The sequence below is a fragment of the Litoreibacter sp. GN1-5 genome (genome assembly GCF_055693805.1).
Map to the genome: position 1 here is coordinate 350,527 of NZ_JBVFUP010000001.1, position 16,963 is coordinate 367,489.

14 protein-coding genes and 2 pseudogenes are annotated in these 16,963 nt (G+C 53.5%); 6 read left to right on the forward strand and 10 right to left on the reverse strand.

The genetic code is table 11. The features are described 5' to 3' along the window. Window positions 1-83 precede the first annotated feature (83 nt). Window positions 84-557 carry a Dps family protein gene (locus tag ACZ1HF_RS01810; protein WP_472655901.1) on the forward strand — a complete coding sequence of 158 codons (474 nt, stop codon included), beginning with the start codon at window positions 84-86 and terminating at the stop codon, window positions 555-557. Window positions 558-573: 16 nt separating this feature from the next. Here ACZ1HF_RS01810 and hemP read toward each other — a convergent pair whose 3' ends face one another. Both hemP and ACZ1HF_RS01820 read right to left on the reverse strand, forming a co-directional pair. Further along, the gene (hemP, locus tag ACZ1HF_RS01815) at window positions 574-738 is read right to left on the reverse strand and encodes a hemin uptake protein HemP (protein WP_472655902.1); all 165 of its coding nucleotides are present in this window, start codon (window positions 736-738) and stop codon (window positions 574-576) included. Next, a complete protein-coding gene (locus ACZ1HF_RS01820; protein ID WP_472655903.1) occupies window positions 735-878 on the reverse strand; it encodes a hypothetical protein in 144 nt (47 codons plus the stop codon). The genes hemP and ACZ1HF_RS01820 overlap by 4 nt, the downstream gene beginning before the upstream one ends. A gap of 192 nt (window positions 879-1,070) precedes the next feature. On the opposite strand from ACZ1HF_RS01820, the gene ACZ1HF_RS01825 reads away from it, so the two are divergent. Beyond that, window positions 1,071-2,714: an ABC transporter permease gene (locus ACZ1HF_RS01825; protein WP_472655904.1), complete on the forward strand. Its 1,644-nt coding sequence runs from the start codon at window positions 1,071-1,073 to the stop codon at window positions 2,712-2,714. A gap of 160 nt (window positions 2,715-2,874) precedes the next feature. After that, window positions 2,875-3,261 carry a hypothetical protein gene (locus ACZ1HF_RS01830; protein ID WP_472655905.1) on the forward strand — a complete coding sequence of 129 codons (387 nt, stop codon included), beginning with the start codon at window positions 2,875-2,877 and terminating at the stop codon, window positions 3,259-3,261. A 92-nt stretch (window positions 3,262-3,353) separates the two neighbouring features. Here the strand turns inward: ACZ1HF_RS01830 and ACZ1HF_RS01835 are convergent, their stop codons facing one another. The 3 genes and pseudogenes from ACZ1HF_RS01835 to ACZ1HF_RS01845 form a co-directional block, all read right to left on the reverse strand. Further along, entirely contained in the window at window positions 3,354-4,382 is a 1,029-nt protein-coding gene (locus ACZ1HF_RS01835) for an extracellular solute-binding protein (protein WP_472655906.1), read from the reverse strand. Window positions 4,383-4,514: 132 nt separating this feature from the next. Further along, a pseudogene (gene cueR, locus ACZ1HF_RS01840) lies at window positions 4,515-4,912 on the reverse strand (Cu(I)-responsive transcriptional regulator). 10 nt (window positions 4,913-4,922) lie between these two features. Next, window positions 4,923-7,418, reverse strand: a complete 2,496-nt coding sequence (locus tag ACZ1HF_RS01845; RefSeq protein ID WP_472655907.1) for a heavy metal translocating P-type ATPase — start codon at window positions 7,416-7,418, stop codon at window positions 4,923-4,925. Window positions 7,419-7,903: 485 nt separating this feature from the next. Between ACZ1HF_RS01845 and ACZ1HF_RS01850 the strand changes: the two genes are divergently transcribed. Next, complete coding sequence (locus ACZ1HF_RS01850; protein ID WP_472655908.1) at window positions 7,904-8,923, forward strand: glycosyltransferase; 1,020 nt, start codon at window positions 7,904-7,906, stop codon at window positions 8,921-8,923. A 310-nt stretch (window positions 8,924-9,233) separates the two neighbouring features. Continuing rightward, window positions 9,234-10,286, forward strand: a complete 1,053-nt coding sequence (gene dusA, locus ACZ1HF_RS01855; protein WP_472655909.1) for a tRNA dihydrouridine(20/20a) synthase DusA — start codon at window positions 9,234-9,236, stop codon at window positions 10,284-10,286. A gap of 5 nt (window positions 10,287-10,291) precedes the next feature. Here the strand turns inward: dusA and ACZ1HF_RS01860 are convergent. The 3 genes and pseudogenes from ACZ1HF_RS01860 to ACZ1HF_RS01870 all read right to left on the reverse strand — a co-directional run bounded on the left by ACZ1HF_RS01860 (window position 10,292) and on the right by ACZ1HF_RS01870 (window position 14,048). After that, window positions 10,292-11,259 (reverse strand): annotated as a pseudogene (locus tag ACZ1HF_RS01860) (IS481 family transposase). Window positions 11,260-11,640: 381 nt separating this feature from the next. After that, a complete protein-coding gene (locus ACZ1HF_RS01865; protein ID WP_472655910.1) occupies window positions 11,641-12,657 on the reverse strand; it encodes a cytochrome d ubiquinol oxidase subunit II in 1,017 nt (338 codons plus the stop codon). 2 nt (window positions 12,658-12,659) lie between these two features. Then, window positions 12,660-14,048, reverse strand: a complete 1,389-nt coding sequence (locus ACZ1HF_RS01870; protein ID WP_472655911.1) for a cytochrome ubiquinol oxidase subunit I — start codon at window positions 14,046-14,048, stop codon at window positions 12,660-12,662. Between the two features lie 119 nt (window positions 14,049-14,167). On the opposite strand from ACZ1HF_RS01870, the gene ACZ1HF_RS01875 reads away from it, so the two are divergent. Then, window positions 14,168-15,148, forward strand: coding sequence for a type I glyceraldehyde-3-phosphate dehydrogenase (locus tag ACZ1HF_RS01875; RefSeq protein WP_472658957.1), 981 nt, complete (start codon window positions 14,168-14,170; stop codon window positions 15,146-15,148). Between the two features lie 118 nt (window positions 15,149-15,266). Here ACZ1HF_RS01875 and ACZ1HF_RS01880 read toward each other — a convergent pair whose 3' ends face one another. Further along, entirely contained in the window at window positions 15,267-15,635 is a 369-nt protein-coding gene (locus ACZ1HF_RS01880) for a VOC family protein (RefSeq protein WP_472655912.1), read from the reverse strand. An 11-nt stretch (window positions 15,636-15,646) separates the two neighbouring features. Next, entirely contained in the window at window positions 15,647-16,954 is a 1,308-nt protein-coding gene (locus ACZ1HF_RS01885; RefSeq protein ID WP_472655913.1) for a cytochrome-c peroxidase, read from the reverse strand. Window positions 16,955-16,963: the final 9 nt, after the last annotated feature.

Genomic DNA, 16,963 nt, shown 5'->3' on the forward strand with positions numbered 1-16,963 from the left:
TCTCAGTCGAAGCTTATATTTTAAGAGATGAAGCAAGCTTTGTAAGCTGGCTATTCCCGAAATTGAGCAAGTGGAGCATGACAATGACCCAAGCAGCAATTGATATGAGTAATGACGCCAGAACAGCTATCGCCGACGCGTTGAACCAATGTGTGGCGGAAACGGCTGTAACCACCATGCTGGCGCAGAATTTTCACTGGAACGTCACGGGTATGTCCTTTGCGCCATTGCATGAGTTGTTTCAGCAAATCTATGAAGACCATTTCACCGCTCAGGACGATCTGGCTGAGCGTATCAAAGCTTTGGATGCCCACGCGGAAGGAGCCCTGGCGGGAATGTTGTCGCGATCAAAAGTGTCAGAGCATGATGGCCATGCGTCGGATAAAGAAATGATCAAGACAATGAAAAATGCTCAGGAAACGCTGGCGGCTACTTTAGCAGAATGTGGTGCGCTTGCCGCCAGACATGGCGATACACTGACCGAAGACCTATGCATTGCACGCGGCCAGACACACGAGAAATTCGCCTGGCTTTTGCGAGCGCATCTTCGGTGGTGAACGACAACAGCCCTGTCTAGTTTGTCAGGATCAGCTTGCCTGCACGTGTGATGCGCAAACAATAGATTTGCTCGTCCAGAACAAGCTGTGCCTCCACGCCTTCCTTGATCAGATCACGCGCATTGTAGGTCACTGGCACCTCGCGTCGGGTCTGATCTACAGGGTGGGGCGCTGTGGTCATGGCATATCCTCTATTCTGTCAAGAATGCTTTCCAGATAGGCCTCGCTTGGGAATACCCCGTCAATTGCGCTTTGCAGCAACTCTTGCCAGAGTGACCTTGGTGCGTCTTCTTCCCTTTTTGTCTCAGTCAACTGGTCCATCGGATCCTCCGCGAATTGGTTGGTTCCGGGCTGCCCGACCTGGGGTGGCTGAGATATCTCCTTATATCTGACTTATTTTGTCAGATATGTCAATTCCGACTATTTCGATAGGAATTTTTCCGCGCCATCTTCCCTCCTACGCTCAAGGTGATTAAAGCTGAGCGGCAACGGATTTTGGCGGATAGGCATATTGTGATCGGAAAATCACAGACTGATGGTGTGGCAGGTTTGCGAAATGCAGCGATTTTGGTGGCATTGATCTGCCTGATGCCAATGGCCGCTGTCTTTCTGGCCTCGCTCAGCGGCGGCAGCAACACGGTCGTCCATCTGATGGAAACCGTATTGCCACGCTATACGGTCACAACTTTTGTGCTGGTCATCCTTGTTGCAACAGGAACATTCATGATCGGTACCGGAGCGGCCTGGCTTGTCACCATGACCGAGTTTCCCGGCCGAAAAGTGCTGGAAATTGCGTTGGTCATCCCGCTGGCTTTTCCGGCCTATGTGCTGGCCTATGCCTATACCCATGTGCTGGACCATCCGGGGATCGTGCAGGCCAGTTTGCGCGATCTGACAGGGTGGGGGCCGCGGGATTACTGGTTCCCCGAAATCCGGTCACTTGGCGGGGCCGCCTTGATGCTTGTTCTTGTGCTGTATCCTTACGTCTACCTTCTGGCGCGCGCTGCGTTCCTGCAGCAAAGCGTGTCGTCCTTTCTGACGGCGCGCGCCTTGGGCAAAAGCCCGTGGCAGGCGTTTCTACGCGTCTCGATGCCAATGGCGCGTCCGGCCATTGCAAGCGGGGTGCTATTGGCGATTATGGAAACCATCGCAGATTTCGGCACGGTCGCTTATTTCGGCGTACAGACCTTTGCGACGGGCATTTACACCAGTTGGTTCGCCATGGGTGACAGGATCGCAGCGGCGCAATTGGCTTTGGGCCTGCTCTCTATGGCGCTGGTCATCGCAGTGCTGGAACGTGCAAGTCGGGGCCGCGCCAAGTACCATTCCACCTCCAAACGCCATGAAGTGATGGAGCGTATACCCCTGAAAGGCCAGGCCCGCTGGGCCGCGCTTGTCTTATGTATCCTGCCCGTTCTGTTTGGCTGCATCTTGCCCATCATCACACTTTTCACGATGGGCATCGGGTCCGAGCAGAACCTGCTGTCCAAACGCTATATAAATCTGGCGCTGAATTCCGTGCAATTGGCGGGGATCGCTGCGGTGATCACCGTACTTGCAGCAGTCGTTCTGGGGTATCTGCAAAGGGTGCAGCGGGGTGTGGTCTCGGCAACGACGCTCAGCATAGCGCGGTTGGGTTATGCGGTGCCCGGCGGTGTGATTGCCGTTGGCCTTCTGGTGCCGTTTTCCTATTTTGACAACACGCTGGATGCCTGGATGCGGGCAACATTCGGGGTCTCAACTGGGCTGTTGTTCACAGGATCAATCTGGTTGCTGGTCCTTGCCTATATGATCCGTTTTCTTGCAGCCGCAATCGGGGCGTATGAGGGCGGGCAGGCTACGGTCAACGCAAACATGGACGCCGCCGCACGGGCTTTGGGGCAGACCGCGTTCGGTACGTTCCGGCGCGTGCATTTTCCAATTCTGCGACCAAGCCTTCTGACGGGACTTCTGATTGTTTTTGTGGATGTGATGAAAGAACTGCCCGCCACCTTGATCCTGCGCCCGTTCAATTTTGACACGCTGGCTGTGCAGGCGCACCGCCTTGCGGCAGATGAAAGGCTTGAGGGCGCCGCGGTTCCCAGCCTTGTCATTGTCGCCATCGGGCTTTTGCCCGTTTTGCTGATCTGTCATCGGGTGGGGCGGCAAGGACGGTAAAAACTGTGTTAGCTGTGCGTATTCTATCCCAAAGAGAGGCTATTTATAGCAAGCTCGGTTCAACTGTATAGGTAAGATATTTCACCTTAAATAAGTCATATTTTTATCAATGTTCTTTGAGGTGTGCGAAGCAAATATGGTTCTCATTAGGATAGGATAAATGATGATACACCGCATTTCTAAGATGCAGTTTCTTAAAAGGTTTTCTGTATTAAGTCTCATGACGGCGCTTTGCGCATGTTCTGTTTCACCTGAACAAGCAAAAATCAATCGTGATGCCCGGCTGGTCAAACAATTCGCAAATCCTGCAGATCGGGTGGGTATGTATATCGTCTTCCAATCAGGCGATGGTTTCATAGTTGAATATCTGCCTACTCAGGTGTCTGAAGCTGAAGCGTTGCGGCGCATAGATCAAGTATGTCGTAATACAGGCTTGGGAAGAACTGCTACAATTTCGAAGCGTTTGCCAAAGCTTACAAGGGCTGCGGACCTTGGCAATGGGCGTAAGGCAAATGTGCAAGCGTTTAAAGCTGACTGCAGAACATAGAAAACTTCTCAAATCAGAGATCAGTATTTCTGCTAAAATTATAAACGGCGCGGGGGAGAGACCGCGCCGTTTACAATTTCAAGAAGATAGACTTATTCCCAGCCGATCTCGTTGAAAATTTTCTGGGCCGTTGGCAGATTCTTTGCAACAGCAGACAGGCTGACCTCATCGCCTTTGAATTCCCCAAGCTGCGCAACGGCTTCGCTGAGGTCTGCGCCTTTGACCGCCGGATACTCATCATTTCCGGCCGAGAAATACTTCTGTGCCTCATCGCTGGCGAGGTATTCCAGAAACTTGATGGCGTTGTCCCGGTTCGGAGCGTTCTTCGCCACGCCGCCGCCAGATAGGTTCATATGTGCGCCATTGCCATCCTGATCAGGGAAGACATAGCCGATCTTTTCGATCTCAGCGGACAGCCCATCCACATCCTTACGCAAGGCGCGGGCAAAGTAATACGTGTTTGAGACTGCAATCGCACATTCGCCAGACACCAGCCCGCGCAGCTGGTCCGTATCGCCGCCTTGTGGGTCACGGGCGAAATTGTCTTTCAGGCCATTCGCCCATTCTTTCGCAGCCTCTTCCCCGGCATGTTCAATTACAGAGGCCAGAAGTGTCTGATTGTAGACATTGGAAGAGGACCGGATGCAGATCATTTCCTTGTAATCGGGGCTCGCAAGATCCGCATAGGTCTGGGGCGGGTTTGCGACGGCCTCTTTGTTGTAGAAGATAATCCGCGCACGTTGCGAGAAACCGAACCATTCATTGCCTTCGTCTTGCAGGTTCGCGGGAATACGATCCTCCAGAATTTCGCTGTCGACGGGTTGTAGAATGCCTGCGACCTTGGCCCGTTCCAGACGGGACGTATCTACGGTCAGCAGGATATCGGCGGGTGAGTTGACGTCTTCCGCTTCAATGCGGGCGATCAGTTCATCCGCATCACCTTCAATGCGGTTAATGGTGATACCGGTTTGTTCCTCAAAGTCGGAATAGAGCCGCTCATCCGTGTCATAATGGCGGGAAGAATAGAGATTAAGCTCGCCCTCGGCATGGGCGGTCATTGCAGTGCCAAGCCCGGATGCGATGGCAAGTGCCAGCGCTGAGCTGATTGATTTCGTGAACATAAGATGCCCTCCAAAGGCAATATCGTTATTCTGACAATTTTTATCAGTTACCTGATCTGGCGGAGGATGCAAGAGTAGTTGAGTAATTTTGTCAGAGAAATTTTGTCACATGCCAGTTGCAAGTCAATCGCATTATTTCTTCGGATCAGATTTCCCAAGGGTATTGAGGATCGGACAATCCGGTCGGTTATCACCGCTACATGCTTTGACCAAATCAGCCAGCGTATCGTGCATGTTCTTCAGATCGGTGATCTTGGCCTCGATCTGCTTCAGGTGGTCCTTTGCAATATCGCGCACATCTGCGCTGGCACGATCCTGATCTTCCCATAATGCAAGCAGGTTACGGCAATCTTCGATCTTGAAGCCAAGGGCGCGGGCGCGGCTGAGAAAGATCAGCTTATGGAGGTCCGTATCGCGGAAAGACCGATAGCCGTTCATACCACGCAAGGGTTTTACAAGGCCGATATCCTCGTAATAGCGGATGGTTTTCGGGGCAGGCCCGATTTTTCTGCAACATCTCCGATATTCATGTGGCCATCTTCATAGTGCTGGGGTTGCTTGTAATTTTGCCTGCTTGCCATGTTGCGGCAGCGCTACAGGCGCGGTTTGGCTTACTCTGCGCAGGCGCAGAGCATTTGTGACGACAAAGACGCTCGACAAAGCCATAGCACCGGCGGCCAAGGCCGGGGACAACAGCAAGCCAGTGGCGGGATAGAGCAGGCCCGCTGCAATAGGGATGAGCAGAATATTATAGCCAAAGGCCCAGAACAGGTTTTGACGGATATTGCGCATTGTCGCATGGCTTAGCGTGAACGCATTGCTGACCCCGCCCAGATCGCCTGACATCAAGACGACATCCGCAGCCTCAATAGCTACATCTGTGCCAGAGCCTATGGCGATGCCAACATCTGCACTTGCCAAGGCAGGTGCGTCGTTGATCCCGTCGCCGATAAACGCAAGCTTGCCGGTCTTCTGCAAATCCCTGATGGCGTTGACTTTCCCTTCGGGCAATACCTCGGCAACTACATGGTCAATGCCCAGCTCACGTGCGACCGCTTGTGCGGTGGCAGTGTTATCGCCGGTGATCATGGCGATTTTCAACTCAAGCTCATGAAGGGCGGAAATGGCAGCTTTCGCACTGGGTTTGACCGGATCGGCTACAGCAAAAGCTGCGGCGGGTTTCCCATCAATCGCCATGTAAAGCGGCGTCTTGCCTGAATGCGCGACCTTGGCCCCGACGGTCTGCAAGGTATCAATGTTTACACCACTCTGGTGCATCAGACGATCTGCGCCGATCAAAACTGTCTGATCCCGGACTCTGGCCCGAATGCCATAGCCAGGCAGGGCGGTGAAATCTGTTATATCTTCCATGGGCAGGTTGCGCCTTTCAGCGGCCCGCAGGATTGCTTGCGCGATGGGATGTTCCGATTTTGCTTCAATCGCGGCTGCAATAGCCAGCACGTTCGCCTCATCGAACCCGTCCGTTGTGACCAGATCGGTCAGTTCTGGCTGTCCTTCGGTCAGGGTTCCGGTTTTGTCGAGCGCGACGACATTCACATCTTGCAAGCCCTGCAAAGCATCGCCTTTGCGAAACAGAATACCCAGCTCGGCCGCGCGACCGGTGCCAACCATGATCGATGTGGGCGTCGCCAGTCCCATCGCACAAGGGCATGCGATAATCAGGACCGCTACAGCAGCCACTAAAGCATGAGACAAGGCGGGAGCGGGGCCAAAGATCAGCCAAACCACCGTGGTCATAGCGGCAAGCCCAAGAACCACAGGAACAAACCAGGCGGTGATCTTGTTAACCAGATCCTGAATGGGGAGCTTGGCCCCCTGCGCCTGTTCGACCATTGCAATGATCCGGGCCAACACAGTCTCATTGCCAATTGCTGTGGCTTGAAAGACAAGCGCGCCGGTGCCATTGACGGTCCCACCAGTAACCTGTGCTCCTTCGGTCTTTTCAACGGCCAGAGGCTCACCAGAAATCATGCTTTCATTGACCCATGACTGCCCTGACATCACTGTGCCGTCCACGGCGATCTTCTCGCCGGGGCGCGTATGTATTAGATCACCAACGGAAATTTGATCCACCGGGATATCTTCTTTATGTCCGTTCCGTTCCACAAGCGCGGTCTTTGGCCGTAACCCCACAAGCTTGCGAATGGCCGCGCCTGTGCGCCCTTTGGCGCGGGCCTCAAGAAACCGTCCCAGCAGGATCAGGGTCACAATCACCGCTGCCGCCTCAAAATAGACTGCTTGCGCCCCTTGAGGCAGCAGGCGGGGCGCAAAAAGCGAGATCACTGAAAAGCCGTAAGCCGCCGAGGCGCCAAGCGCGACGAGCGAGTTCATATCGGGCGTGCCGTGGATAAGGGCCGGATATCCCTTGAGGAAAAATTGCCGCCCCGGCCAAATCAAAACAAGCGTGGTCAGTATAAACTGAATGCCCCAACTTGCCTGCATGCCGATTGTCTGATGAATCAGCGTGTGAAACGCGGGAACCAGATGCCCGCCCATTTCCAGAATGAACACCGGCAGGGTGAGTGCTGCGGCAACAACCGTCATCTGTGCCAGTTGCGTGGTTTCTACGGATTTACTTTGTGCGGGGTCAGCGGGTTGTTCTGCGCTATAGGCCGAATATCCGGCTGTGGCGACTACCTTTATCAGAGGTGCAGCATCAGGCAGAAGCGTTACGACAGTAGCGCGTTCGGCGGGCAGGTTGACGTTGGCTTCAATCACGCCGGGCACTGCTTGCAGCGCCGCTTCTACCCGCCCGACGCAAGAGGCGCAGGACATCCCGTCAATATTCAGCACCACATGATGCTGCCGCGCAGGTTTTCCGATATGAGCCAGAACTTCTAAGATACCTGTCGTATCCGGCGCGCCCTCAAATTGCACAGTCGCAGTTTGTGATGCCAGGTTGACGCGCGCCAGACTGACCGCAGGTATCTCTGCCAACGCGCTTTCCGCCCGCCCGACACAGGATGCGCATGTCAGATCGTCGATTTGGAACGTCAGTGTTGATAGGGCCGTCATCGGAGTCACCTTTGCGTGTTACACCTATCAAATAAAGGTTCCAGTAACAGGAGGGTCAAGGGCAAAGCTTGGGCATAGTTGCTATGTTTGTTATGTGCTAGGTGATGTGAAGTTTCGAAACACGATGCCAGTTTTCTGGGTCGAAGCAAGGTAAACCGGGAAAGTATGACAGTATTGCCCGCGAAATCCGGGTTAAACACCCTACAAAATTCCGCCCGCCTGAGCGTGGCCCCCATGATGGATTGGACGAAGTTCAGAATTTATAAGATAAAGTCAGAATACTAAGCAGGTCGTGCATTTAAGTTATTCTAAGTGTTTTCCCGTTAGCAGATTATTCGAATGATACTTCTTTAGTCGCTCTAATTCTTGCATAAAAAGTCTGAGTGATTTAGATGATTAAGCCAGTCCAATTCTGCGTCGTAGAAGATGTTTTCCAGTACACGCACGGTAGAGGCAGACGAGCAAACAAACAATTCGGACGAAAAATGCCTGATTTAGTAATTTCCCCGCCAATAAACGATACAGCTGTGTACGTAGCTGGCGACTCCAATATCTTTTTCCCAGCTTTAGTTGCTCTGACCAGTATCGAAAAGCATAATGCGAATAAATTCGACAAGTTTATGTGTTTTGATTTTCAGAACCTTACGCCGAAAATGTCGATGTTGTTAGATTATTATGATATCAATTTTATTGACACAGGGTCACTTGGCGTGATGGATAGCATTCGCCAGATGAATAAGATGGAGGGATGGTGGCCGCTGGAGGTGTATTTGAATTGGGCAATTCCTGAATTTTTATTTAAGAAGGGTTATAGGTTTTCAATTAAGAGTGATTATGACGTACTTTGCGTTGCTCCATATGAAAAGGACTTGCCTAAATATCTGTCTGAAGGTCAGCCGTTCTCGGCGATAGCTACAGGCGGGCCGGTGAATGAAATCCAAAGTGAAACAGAGATAAAAGTAAAACGGAAACTTGGTTTTCCGTGTGATCATCCAAAGGCCATTAATGTTGGTTTTCTTATTAACGATAACTCCGTTTTTTCTGAATTATCTCTATTCTCTAAGTTTCAAGAGTTGCACCGAATTATTTCGACACAAGTTCCGCGACCAAAACTAGATGAGCAAGTAGCTGCTTCAGTTTTATTGCACCAAATCTCGAATGAAGCAGTCGTGTATCTTAATGAGCGATACAATATGCGTGTTAGAAGATCACCGACTACTGGTGAGGACTTCCGGCCAGACATCGCCAACATCCATTATATTACAAAGTTTAAGCCTTGGAAGCCATTAAGTACCGCTGACGTGCGGAGTTGTGGTGAGGCTATCCATCCTATTGTTCCGATTTATCGGAATCTTTGGATACGTCATGCTGAGACGCTCAAGTACTGTGAAGGGTTTTTAAATGTACTACCATTTGATGAATATCAACTGTTGGGTGTTGTTGCGAGCGGTACAAGAGGAGTTCAAAAAGCAATAAAAAAAATTAAAGTGGAGAATCCAAAATAGCAGTATTTCTTTTGGTCAATGGCGCATGTTGATATTTGTACTGTTGGTAAATTTGTATTGTGTTTTAAACTAACTTGTGGTTCCGCCACTTATTCCAATAAATGGGTGTCGTGTTGATGGTGCATTCGACACAAGGGCTGACAGCTTCCGCTTTGTATGCGGTCGATCCAGCCGAAGATTTACGTTTTTTAATAGATGCTATATTAAATATCCTTTTTCGGTTGTGGGTTTCTGGCTGTCTCCATGGTTATTATTATTTAATCCCCCATCTGTGAGACAAAACTGTCAAATGTGCGAGAAGGTGTTTGAAATGTCTGATAACAGACAACATCCAAGAAATATCATTTCCCAACAAAATAAGGGAAATTATAGTATTGCAAGGTCTGCGCGTCTGAGCGTGGCCCCCATGATGGATTGGACTAACCGTCATTGTCGTTATCTGCATCGGCTCATGTCGCAGCGGGCTTTGTTGTATACGGAAATGATTACAGCGCCTGCTTTGGTGCAAGGTGGTGCCGTGCATTTGCTGGCGTTCAACACAGAGGAACATCCCGTAGCTGTGCAACTCGGCGGCTCTGATCCGGCAGAGTTGGCGGAGGCTGCAAGGATTTGTGCAGATCACGGATATGACGAGATTAATCTGAATGTTGGTTGTCCCTCGGATCGGGTGCAGTCGGGATGTTTCGGGGCGGTTTTGATGGAACGACCCGGCCTGGTTGCAGATTGCGTTGCCGCCATGATCGACGCGCAACGTGTAGACGTGACTGTTAAATGCCGCATCGGGGTTGATGAACAGACCCCTGAAAAGGTGCTTCCGGATTTTCTGACGCGTATGCGTGATGCAGGCGTGCAGCGCGTTGCGATACACGCGCGCAAAGCTTGGCTGCAAGGGCTGAGCCCGAAGCAAAATCGTGATGTGCCACCCTTGGATTACCCGCTTGTGTACCACATGAAAGAGATGTTTCCGGATTTGCATATTTCGCTCAATGGGGGTGTGGAAAATCTGGATCAGGGGCTTGTGCATCTTGCGCACGTGGATGGCGTGATGATCGGGCGGACAGCATATCATAGCCCTTGGGATATTCTGGGCCGCGCTGACAGCCGCATATTCGGCGTGGAAGACCCGGTTCAAAGCCCGCAAGAAGTGGCTTTGGCGATGTTACCCTATATCGAGGATCATCTGGCCGAAGGTGGGCGGTTGCATCAGATCACACGGCATATGCTGGGGCTTTTTGCGGGGCGTCCGGGTGCGCGTGGCTGGCGACGGGTTTTGTCAGAGAACGCCCATAAAGACGGGGCAGGGACAGAGGTAATAGGCGCAGCGCTTGAAAAGGTTACAGATGCGGCAGAGGCTGCTGAGTAATTTGGCTAGTTGTTTAGTCCCGGCATGTGGTGGGTCGGATCGACATTGAAGCGTTCCGGTTCGGTTGTCCAGATTTTGCAGATGTATTCGAATGGTGTGAGGCCTTGCAGCGTCTTCAATCGGCGTGCGTAATTGTAGGCTGCAATGAAGTCGGTGACGTGCGTTTCAAGCTGTGAATGTGTGTCATAGTGATATCGCTTGACCGTCGCCTCTTTGATTGTCCGGTTCATGCGTTCAACCTGGCCGTTCGTCCACGGATGGTTCACCTTTGTCAGGCGGTGGTCGATCTCGTGCTCGCGACAAACGCGATCAAAGATGTGCTCGAATGCGGATGTGTCCTGTTTGCGATTGGTGAACTGGATGCCGTTATCCGTCAGGATCGTGTGGATCCTGTATGGCACGGCGGCAATTAGATTGCGCAGGAATTGGGCGGCAATCATCTTGCCCGCCTTCTCATGCAGCTCGACATAGGCAAACTTGGAGGTTCGGTCGATGGCCACGAACAAACGGATCTTCCCCTCTCCAGTGCGTACTTCTGCGATGTCAATGTGGAAATAGCCAATCGGGTAACGTTTGAACTTCTTCTTCGGCTTGTCGCCCTCTTCTTCGGCTTGTCGCCCTCGACATCTGGAAGACGGCTGATCCCATGCCGCTGCAAGCACCGATGCAATGATGATCGGGTGAGATGCGGAATGCTGGGCTGCAGCGCATAGAGACAATCATCCAGAGGCAGCAGCGTGTGCCGCCGGAACGCGACGATGACGGCTTCCTCTTCGATGCTGAGAACCGTGGAATGGGCTTCCTTCGGCCCCATAGCAGCGTCTTGAACGCTGTCACGCTTGCGCCACTTTGCGACGGTCTTGACGTTGATGCCCAGTTCCCGACTCAGCGCCGCGTTCGAAGCTTGCGATCGCTGTATGAGAGCTCGGACGGCGTGCGTGGTCTTGGCGCTCCCGTGAAGAATTTGTCCCATAGTTCACCCTTCTGATGGTCACAAATCAGTAGACCACCACATGCCGGGACTAAACACCTAGGCCTTTGTGGAACGTCGTGCGTTATTGACTCGGTGCAACAGATTTTCTGAACCCTACCAAGAGACCGTGTCATATAATATTGACCCAAACGCCCAGCATTTCTGACCTAGACCAGACCTGCTTTGTAGTCCGCGCCAACCCCCGTCTTTTAGACGAGAGTGCTTTAGTAAAAAATTCGAGTGCTTTATCAGAAAAGGCTACTGTAGGGAGCGACGCAGATAGAAAGAAAACCAGCGCAAAGCACATGGGAGAGAAAAGAGTTTTTAAATTCTATATACTTAAATTTCTAAATTAATCTTGTAGTCGTTATCTTCAAATAGTCAATCATACCGCAGGGCCTGCGCCTTGCCCCGGAAGATTGTGTAGGACAGGATCGTGTAGCCCAGGATCGCGGGCAGAACGAACAACGTGCCAAGCAGAATGATAAACAGGCTTTCCGGTGCGCTGGCGGCTTCGTAGATTGTCAATTGCTCGGGTACCACGTAAGGGTAGAACGAGTAAGCCATGCCGGTGAATGCCAGTGTGAACAGGGTGGTCGCGGCGGCAAATGGGCTCCAGGCGAAGCGGTCGCCCTCCATCGGCAGGCGGCGCAGTTTCCACCACAGATAACCGATCAACGCACCCGAGAGGATGGGCAGGGGCGACAGATACAGAAACGATGGCAAAGAGAACCATTTCTCAAAAATGCGCGGGCTCACGAAGGGGGAGGCCAACGAGATCGCCCCGACACCAAGGATCAGCCCCCAGATGCCACCCTTGGCCCAGCTAACAGCCTTGGCTTGCAGTAAGTCTTCGGTTTTCAAGATCAGCCATGCTGCACCGATGAAGCTGTAACCGACGGTCAGAAACACTGCCGTTAGCAGCGCAAAGCCCACATGCCAGATCGTCCAGTCCAGCCCCATGATGTAGAGCCCCAGCATGAACCCTTGCGACAGCGACGTCATCAGGGAGCCCGCAAAGAACGCCCAATTCCATGCGGGTTTCTGTGCGATAGGGGCCTTGGCGCGGAATTCGAATGACACGCCGCGCAGGATCAGCCCAATCAACATGATCGCCACGGGCAGATAGAGCGCCGTTAGGATCATCCCATGAGCTGACGGAAAGGCCACCAGCAATAGACCGATTGCAAGGACCAGCCATGTCTCGTTTGCGTCCCAAAATGGCCCGATCGAGGCAACCATGCGGTCTTTTTCATCTTCCGTTGCCAGCGGGGTCAGCAGGCCCACGCCCAGATCGAACCCGTCAAGAACAACATAGATCAGGATCGACAGGCCCATAAGGGCGGCGAAGGTGAAAGGTAGCCAGGTTGCGGGCTCTGCGAATGCGAACAGGTCCATCTTTACTCTCCGGGTTGTAAGGCTTTGACTTCGGCCTCACCGCTGCGCGGGAAGGTACGAGTGCTCAGCGGTTCACCTTCAGAGGCTTTGCGCGCCAGATAGGTGATCGTGCCGATATAGGCGAGGATCAGCGCGGCATAGACCGCCAGATAGGTTAGAAGCGTGCCAAGAACCATCGGTGCGGGCACGTCAGCCACGGCCTGCTTGGTGCTGAGAACGCCTTGGACCAGCCAGGGTTGCCGCCCGATCTCGGTCGTGTACCAGCCCGCAAGCGTGGCAATCCAGCCGGAAAAGGTCATGGCCGCAAAGGCGTAGAGCATGAGCTTGGGCATATGATCCGCCCCACGTCTGCGCAGCATATACGCCCCGGCCCAGCTTAGGGCCAGCATGGCCATACCCATCCCCACCATAATGCGGAAGCTGAAAAACACTGGTGCAACAGGCGGGTGTTGCGGGGTGCCGTCCTCGGTCACAAAATCGTTCAGCCCCGGCACAACCCCATCCGCATGGTGCTTGAGGATCAGTGAGGCCCCGTTTGGCACGCCAATCTCAAAGTGATTTTCCCGCGCCTGTTCATCGGGTAGGGCGAACAAAAGCAAGGGTTTGTTCGGGCCTGTGTCCCAGTTCCCTTCCATTGCGGCGACTTTCTGGGGCTGGTGCTCAAGCGTGTTCAGACCGTGCAGGTCGCCCATGAAAATCTGAACCGGGATCAGAAGGGCCGCCAAAACGGTTCCGAAGCGCAGTGTACTGCGCACGCTGTCCGCCTTATCGCCAAACAGCATCCGCAAGGCTGATATTCCAGCGATTAGGAAAGCAACGGTCAGCCCCGAGGCCAGCAACATATGTGACAGCCGGTAAGGCATGGACGGGTTGAAGATGATCGCAAACCAATCCGTGGCATGGGCGACACCATCGCGCATCTCAAACCCCTGAGGGGTGTGCATCCAGCTATTGAGCACGATGATCCAGAAAGCGGACATAGTGGTCCCGAAGGCCACAAGGAACGTGGCCAGCGTATGCAACCACCCCGGCACGCGGGAAAAGCCAAACAGCATAATGCCAAGGAAAACGGCCTCCAGAAAGAAAGCTGTCAGAACTTCATAAGCCAGCAGGGGCCCTGCGATATTGCCGACGGTTTCCATAAAGCCCGGCCAGTTGGTGCCGAATTGGAACGACATAGTGATGCCCGAGACAACGCCCATGGCGAAGGACAAAGCGAAGACCTTTACCCAGAAACGGTATGCATCCATCCATTTGGCGTCATTCGTTCGCTTATAGCGCAGCTTGAAAAACAGCAGCGCCCACCCCAGGGCAATTGTGATGGTCGGAAACAGGATGTGGAACGAGATATTCGCCCCGAATTGAATGCGCGACAGGATCAGAGTGTCCATTTTGTACCCCAATAAATCTTGGAATCGTTCTAATTGTGCTTTCGCATGTAATAAATAACCGCTTAAACTTGCATGTCAGGTCGGTGCGACAGAATGCGCGGGAAGGTGAAGCTGTGACAATAAAGATTGCGATAAACGGCCTTGGGCGTATCGGACGGTCGATCTTGCGATTGCTTACCACATCTGATGCGGCAAAATATTTTGAAATCATTGCGTTGAACGATATAGCTCGACCAGAGCTATGCGCATATCTTTTGGAGTATGATAGCGTATTTGGCCCGTTTCCGGGGCAGGTGAGCCATGGTGACGCAGCCCTGACGATCAACGACACAACCTATCCGCTGACCGATCATGCTGACTTGAGCGCGCTTGACCTGAGCAATGTCGATTTGGTGGTGGAATGCACGGGCAAGGCAAACAGTCGCGCATTTGCCGAGCGGGGCCTGCGGGCAGGCGCGCGCAAGGTGCTGATCTCGGGGCCTTGCAAAACGGCTGATCTGACGCTTGTGCTTGGGGCTAATGAGGCCGCGTTGGCCGGGCAGCGCGTTGTGTCAAACGCGTCCTGTACGACCAATGCGCTGGCCCCTTTGGCGCGGCTTCTGGATCGCGAATTCGGGCTGCTGACCGGTCATATGACGACGATCCATTGTTATACCGGCAGCCAGCCGACTGTGGATGCGCCGCGCGGTGATCTTGTGCGGTCGCGCGCCGCAGCTTTGTCTATGGTGCCGACCACAACCTCGGCAGGCGATCTGGTCGATCTGGTTCTGCCGGATCTGGCCGGCCGGATCACGGCGACTTCGGTGCGGGTGCCAACCGCAAGCGTGTCCGCGATTGATCTGACGGTGCAGACCAAAACGCCGGTGACAGCGGCGGCTGTAAACGCAGCTTTTCGCAATGCCGCAGCCCCCGTGTTTGCCTATACGGACCGCCCGCTGGTGTCGTCCGACCTGCGTGGGTCCCCCGCCTCGATCATCATGGCGGGCCCCGAGACGCATATTACATCGGGTGGTCTGCTGAGGGTCTTTGGCTGGTACGACAATGAATGGGGCTTTTCGAACCGGATGATCGATGTGGCGCGCATGATGAGCGCGGCTTAGGGGGCTGCGCTATTAAGGCTTCCATGGGTTGCCAACCAACAAGGCATCAAAGCTAATCTTCGCTGTATGAAGATCAAGTTGTCGCTATCTTGTATGGATCACAGTCGTGACGGGAACGTCACCCATACCGCGACACCTCGATCAGATTGCCATCCGGGTCGTTGAAATAAACCGATATCATGCGTCCTAATGCGCCGGTCTTTTCGACGGGTCCTTCTATGATTTCGATCCCCTCGGTCTCAAGATGGGTGATCAGCTCTTGCGTCTCAAGCTGTGTGATCAGGCACAGATCGCCCGAGCCTATACGGGCATAATTCCGGGTTTCTTGCCCCAGTGTTTGCAGGTTGATCTTCTGATCGCCAAAATGCAGCGCCGTGCGCCCGTCTGCGAAGTTCACCTTTTGCATTTTCAAGACGCGGGCGTAAAATTCTGCTGCGCGGTCAATATCTCGCACGGTCAGGACGATATGATCAATGCGGTCTATCATGTTGCTATGTCCTAACGCTCCACCGGCAGGCCGCTGGGAACCGTATCGGGAATGCCAAGACGGCCTTTCAGGGCAACAGGGTCTTCGAGGGTTTTCAGAAAGGCGATAATCGCAGTGATGTCATCCTCTTGCAGTGTTGTCGATTTAGGTGCGGCGGTCTGGATGGCCTGCATTTCTGCGGTGTCGTCTAATATACGCCAATCTTCGACCTCAAGCGGCGGCAGGATGGCTTGGCCGCGGTCATAGCGCGCAAGGGCGGTTTGTGGTTCGGCATGCGCCTTCAGGAACGCCTCTAACGTCGCATAGGCACCGGTATGCCCATAAGGCGCGGTAAGGGTCACATTGCGCAAGGATGGCGTGCGAAAGCGGTACGCGTCGGTGTCGTTTCCGGTAACGCGCATACGGCCCGTGTCGCGGGCGTGGGTTTCGAACCGGGCGGCTTTGCCGGGGCCGAATTGCGGCATACCCATAGCGTGAAAGCTGTGGTCAGTCTGGAACGGGCCGGAATGACAGACCGCACACCCGGCCGCGCCATAAAATAGCGCCTGTCCTGTTTTGGCGGGCTCTGGCAAGGGCATGCCTTCCCGCAGCGCCTGATCAAACGGGCTGCTGTCCGAGCGCCATTCATAAGCGATAAAGCCCGCTATGGCATTTGAGATGTCGGTGAAAGTAATCGCGCGACCCGCTTCAATTTCGGGGTATATCGCTTTGAATTGATTTGCATATTCCGGTATTTCTTCAACCCGCTTTGCAATAATGTCCCATGCACCTCCATCGCCAGTGATCCGGCCCAAACGCACCGCTTGCGCGACATCATTCTCGCTGTAATGACCTGCCATCTCATCCTGACTAAGCACCGGAAACATGGTTTGCGCAGATAAAAGCAATGTGAAACCTTCGGTCATTTCGTCTTCAAGCGGCGTGCGAAAGCCGCTGGCGCGGGTCTGATCAACCTCGATCCGGCCATCGTGGAACAGGACAGTGAATTCCTTCGCCCCCAGATTGAACAGGGTTTGCGAATGGCGCGGGATGCGTTGTTCAGGTGGGTTGTCCGGGTCAGCCCTGCGGTCCGGGCCAAGGCCGATCCCGCCTTCGCCAAGCCCAAGGGACACACCATCGCCTGTTGCGAATTTCGGGTGGTGGCATGTTGCGCAAGAGATGTTGCGATTGCCTGACAGGATCGGGTCGTAGAACAGCAACTGACCCAGCCGCGCCTCGGCCTCAGAGACTGGACTGTAATCCTCATCGGTCACTGGCAAAAGCTGTGCCGAGGCAGGGCTGATCAGGGCAAAACAAGCAAGGGCAGTCAGAAGGCGCATAAGATAATC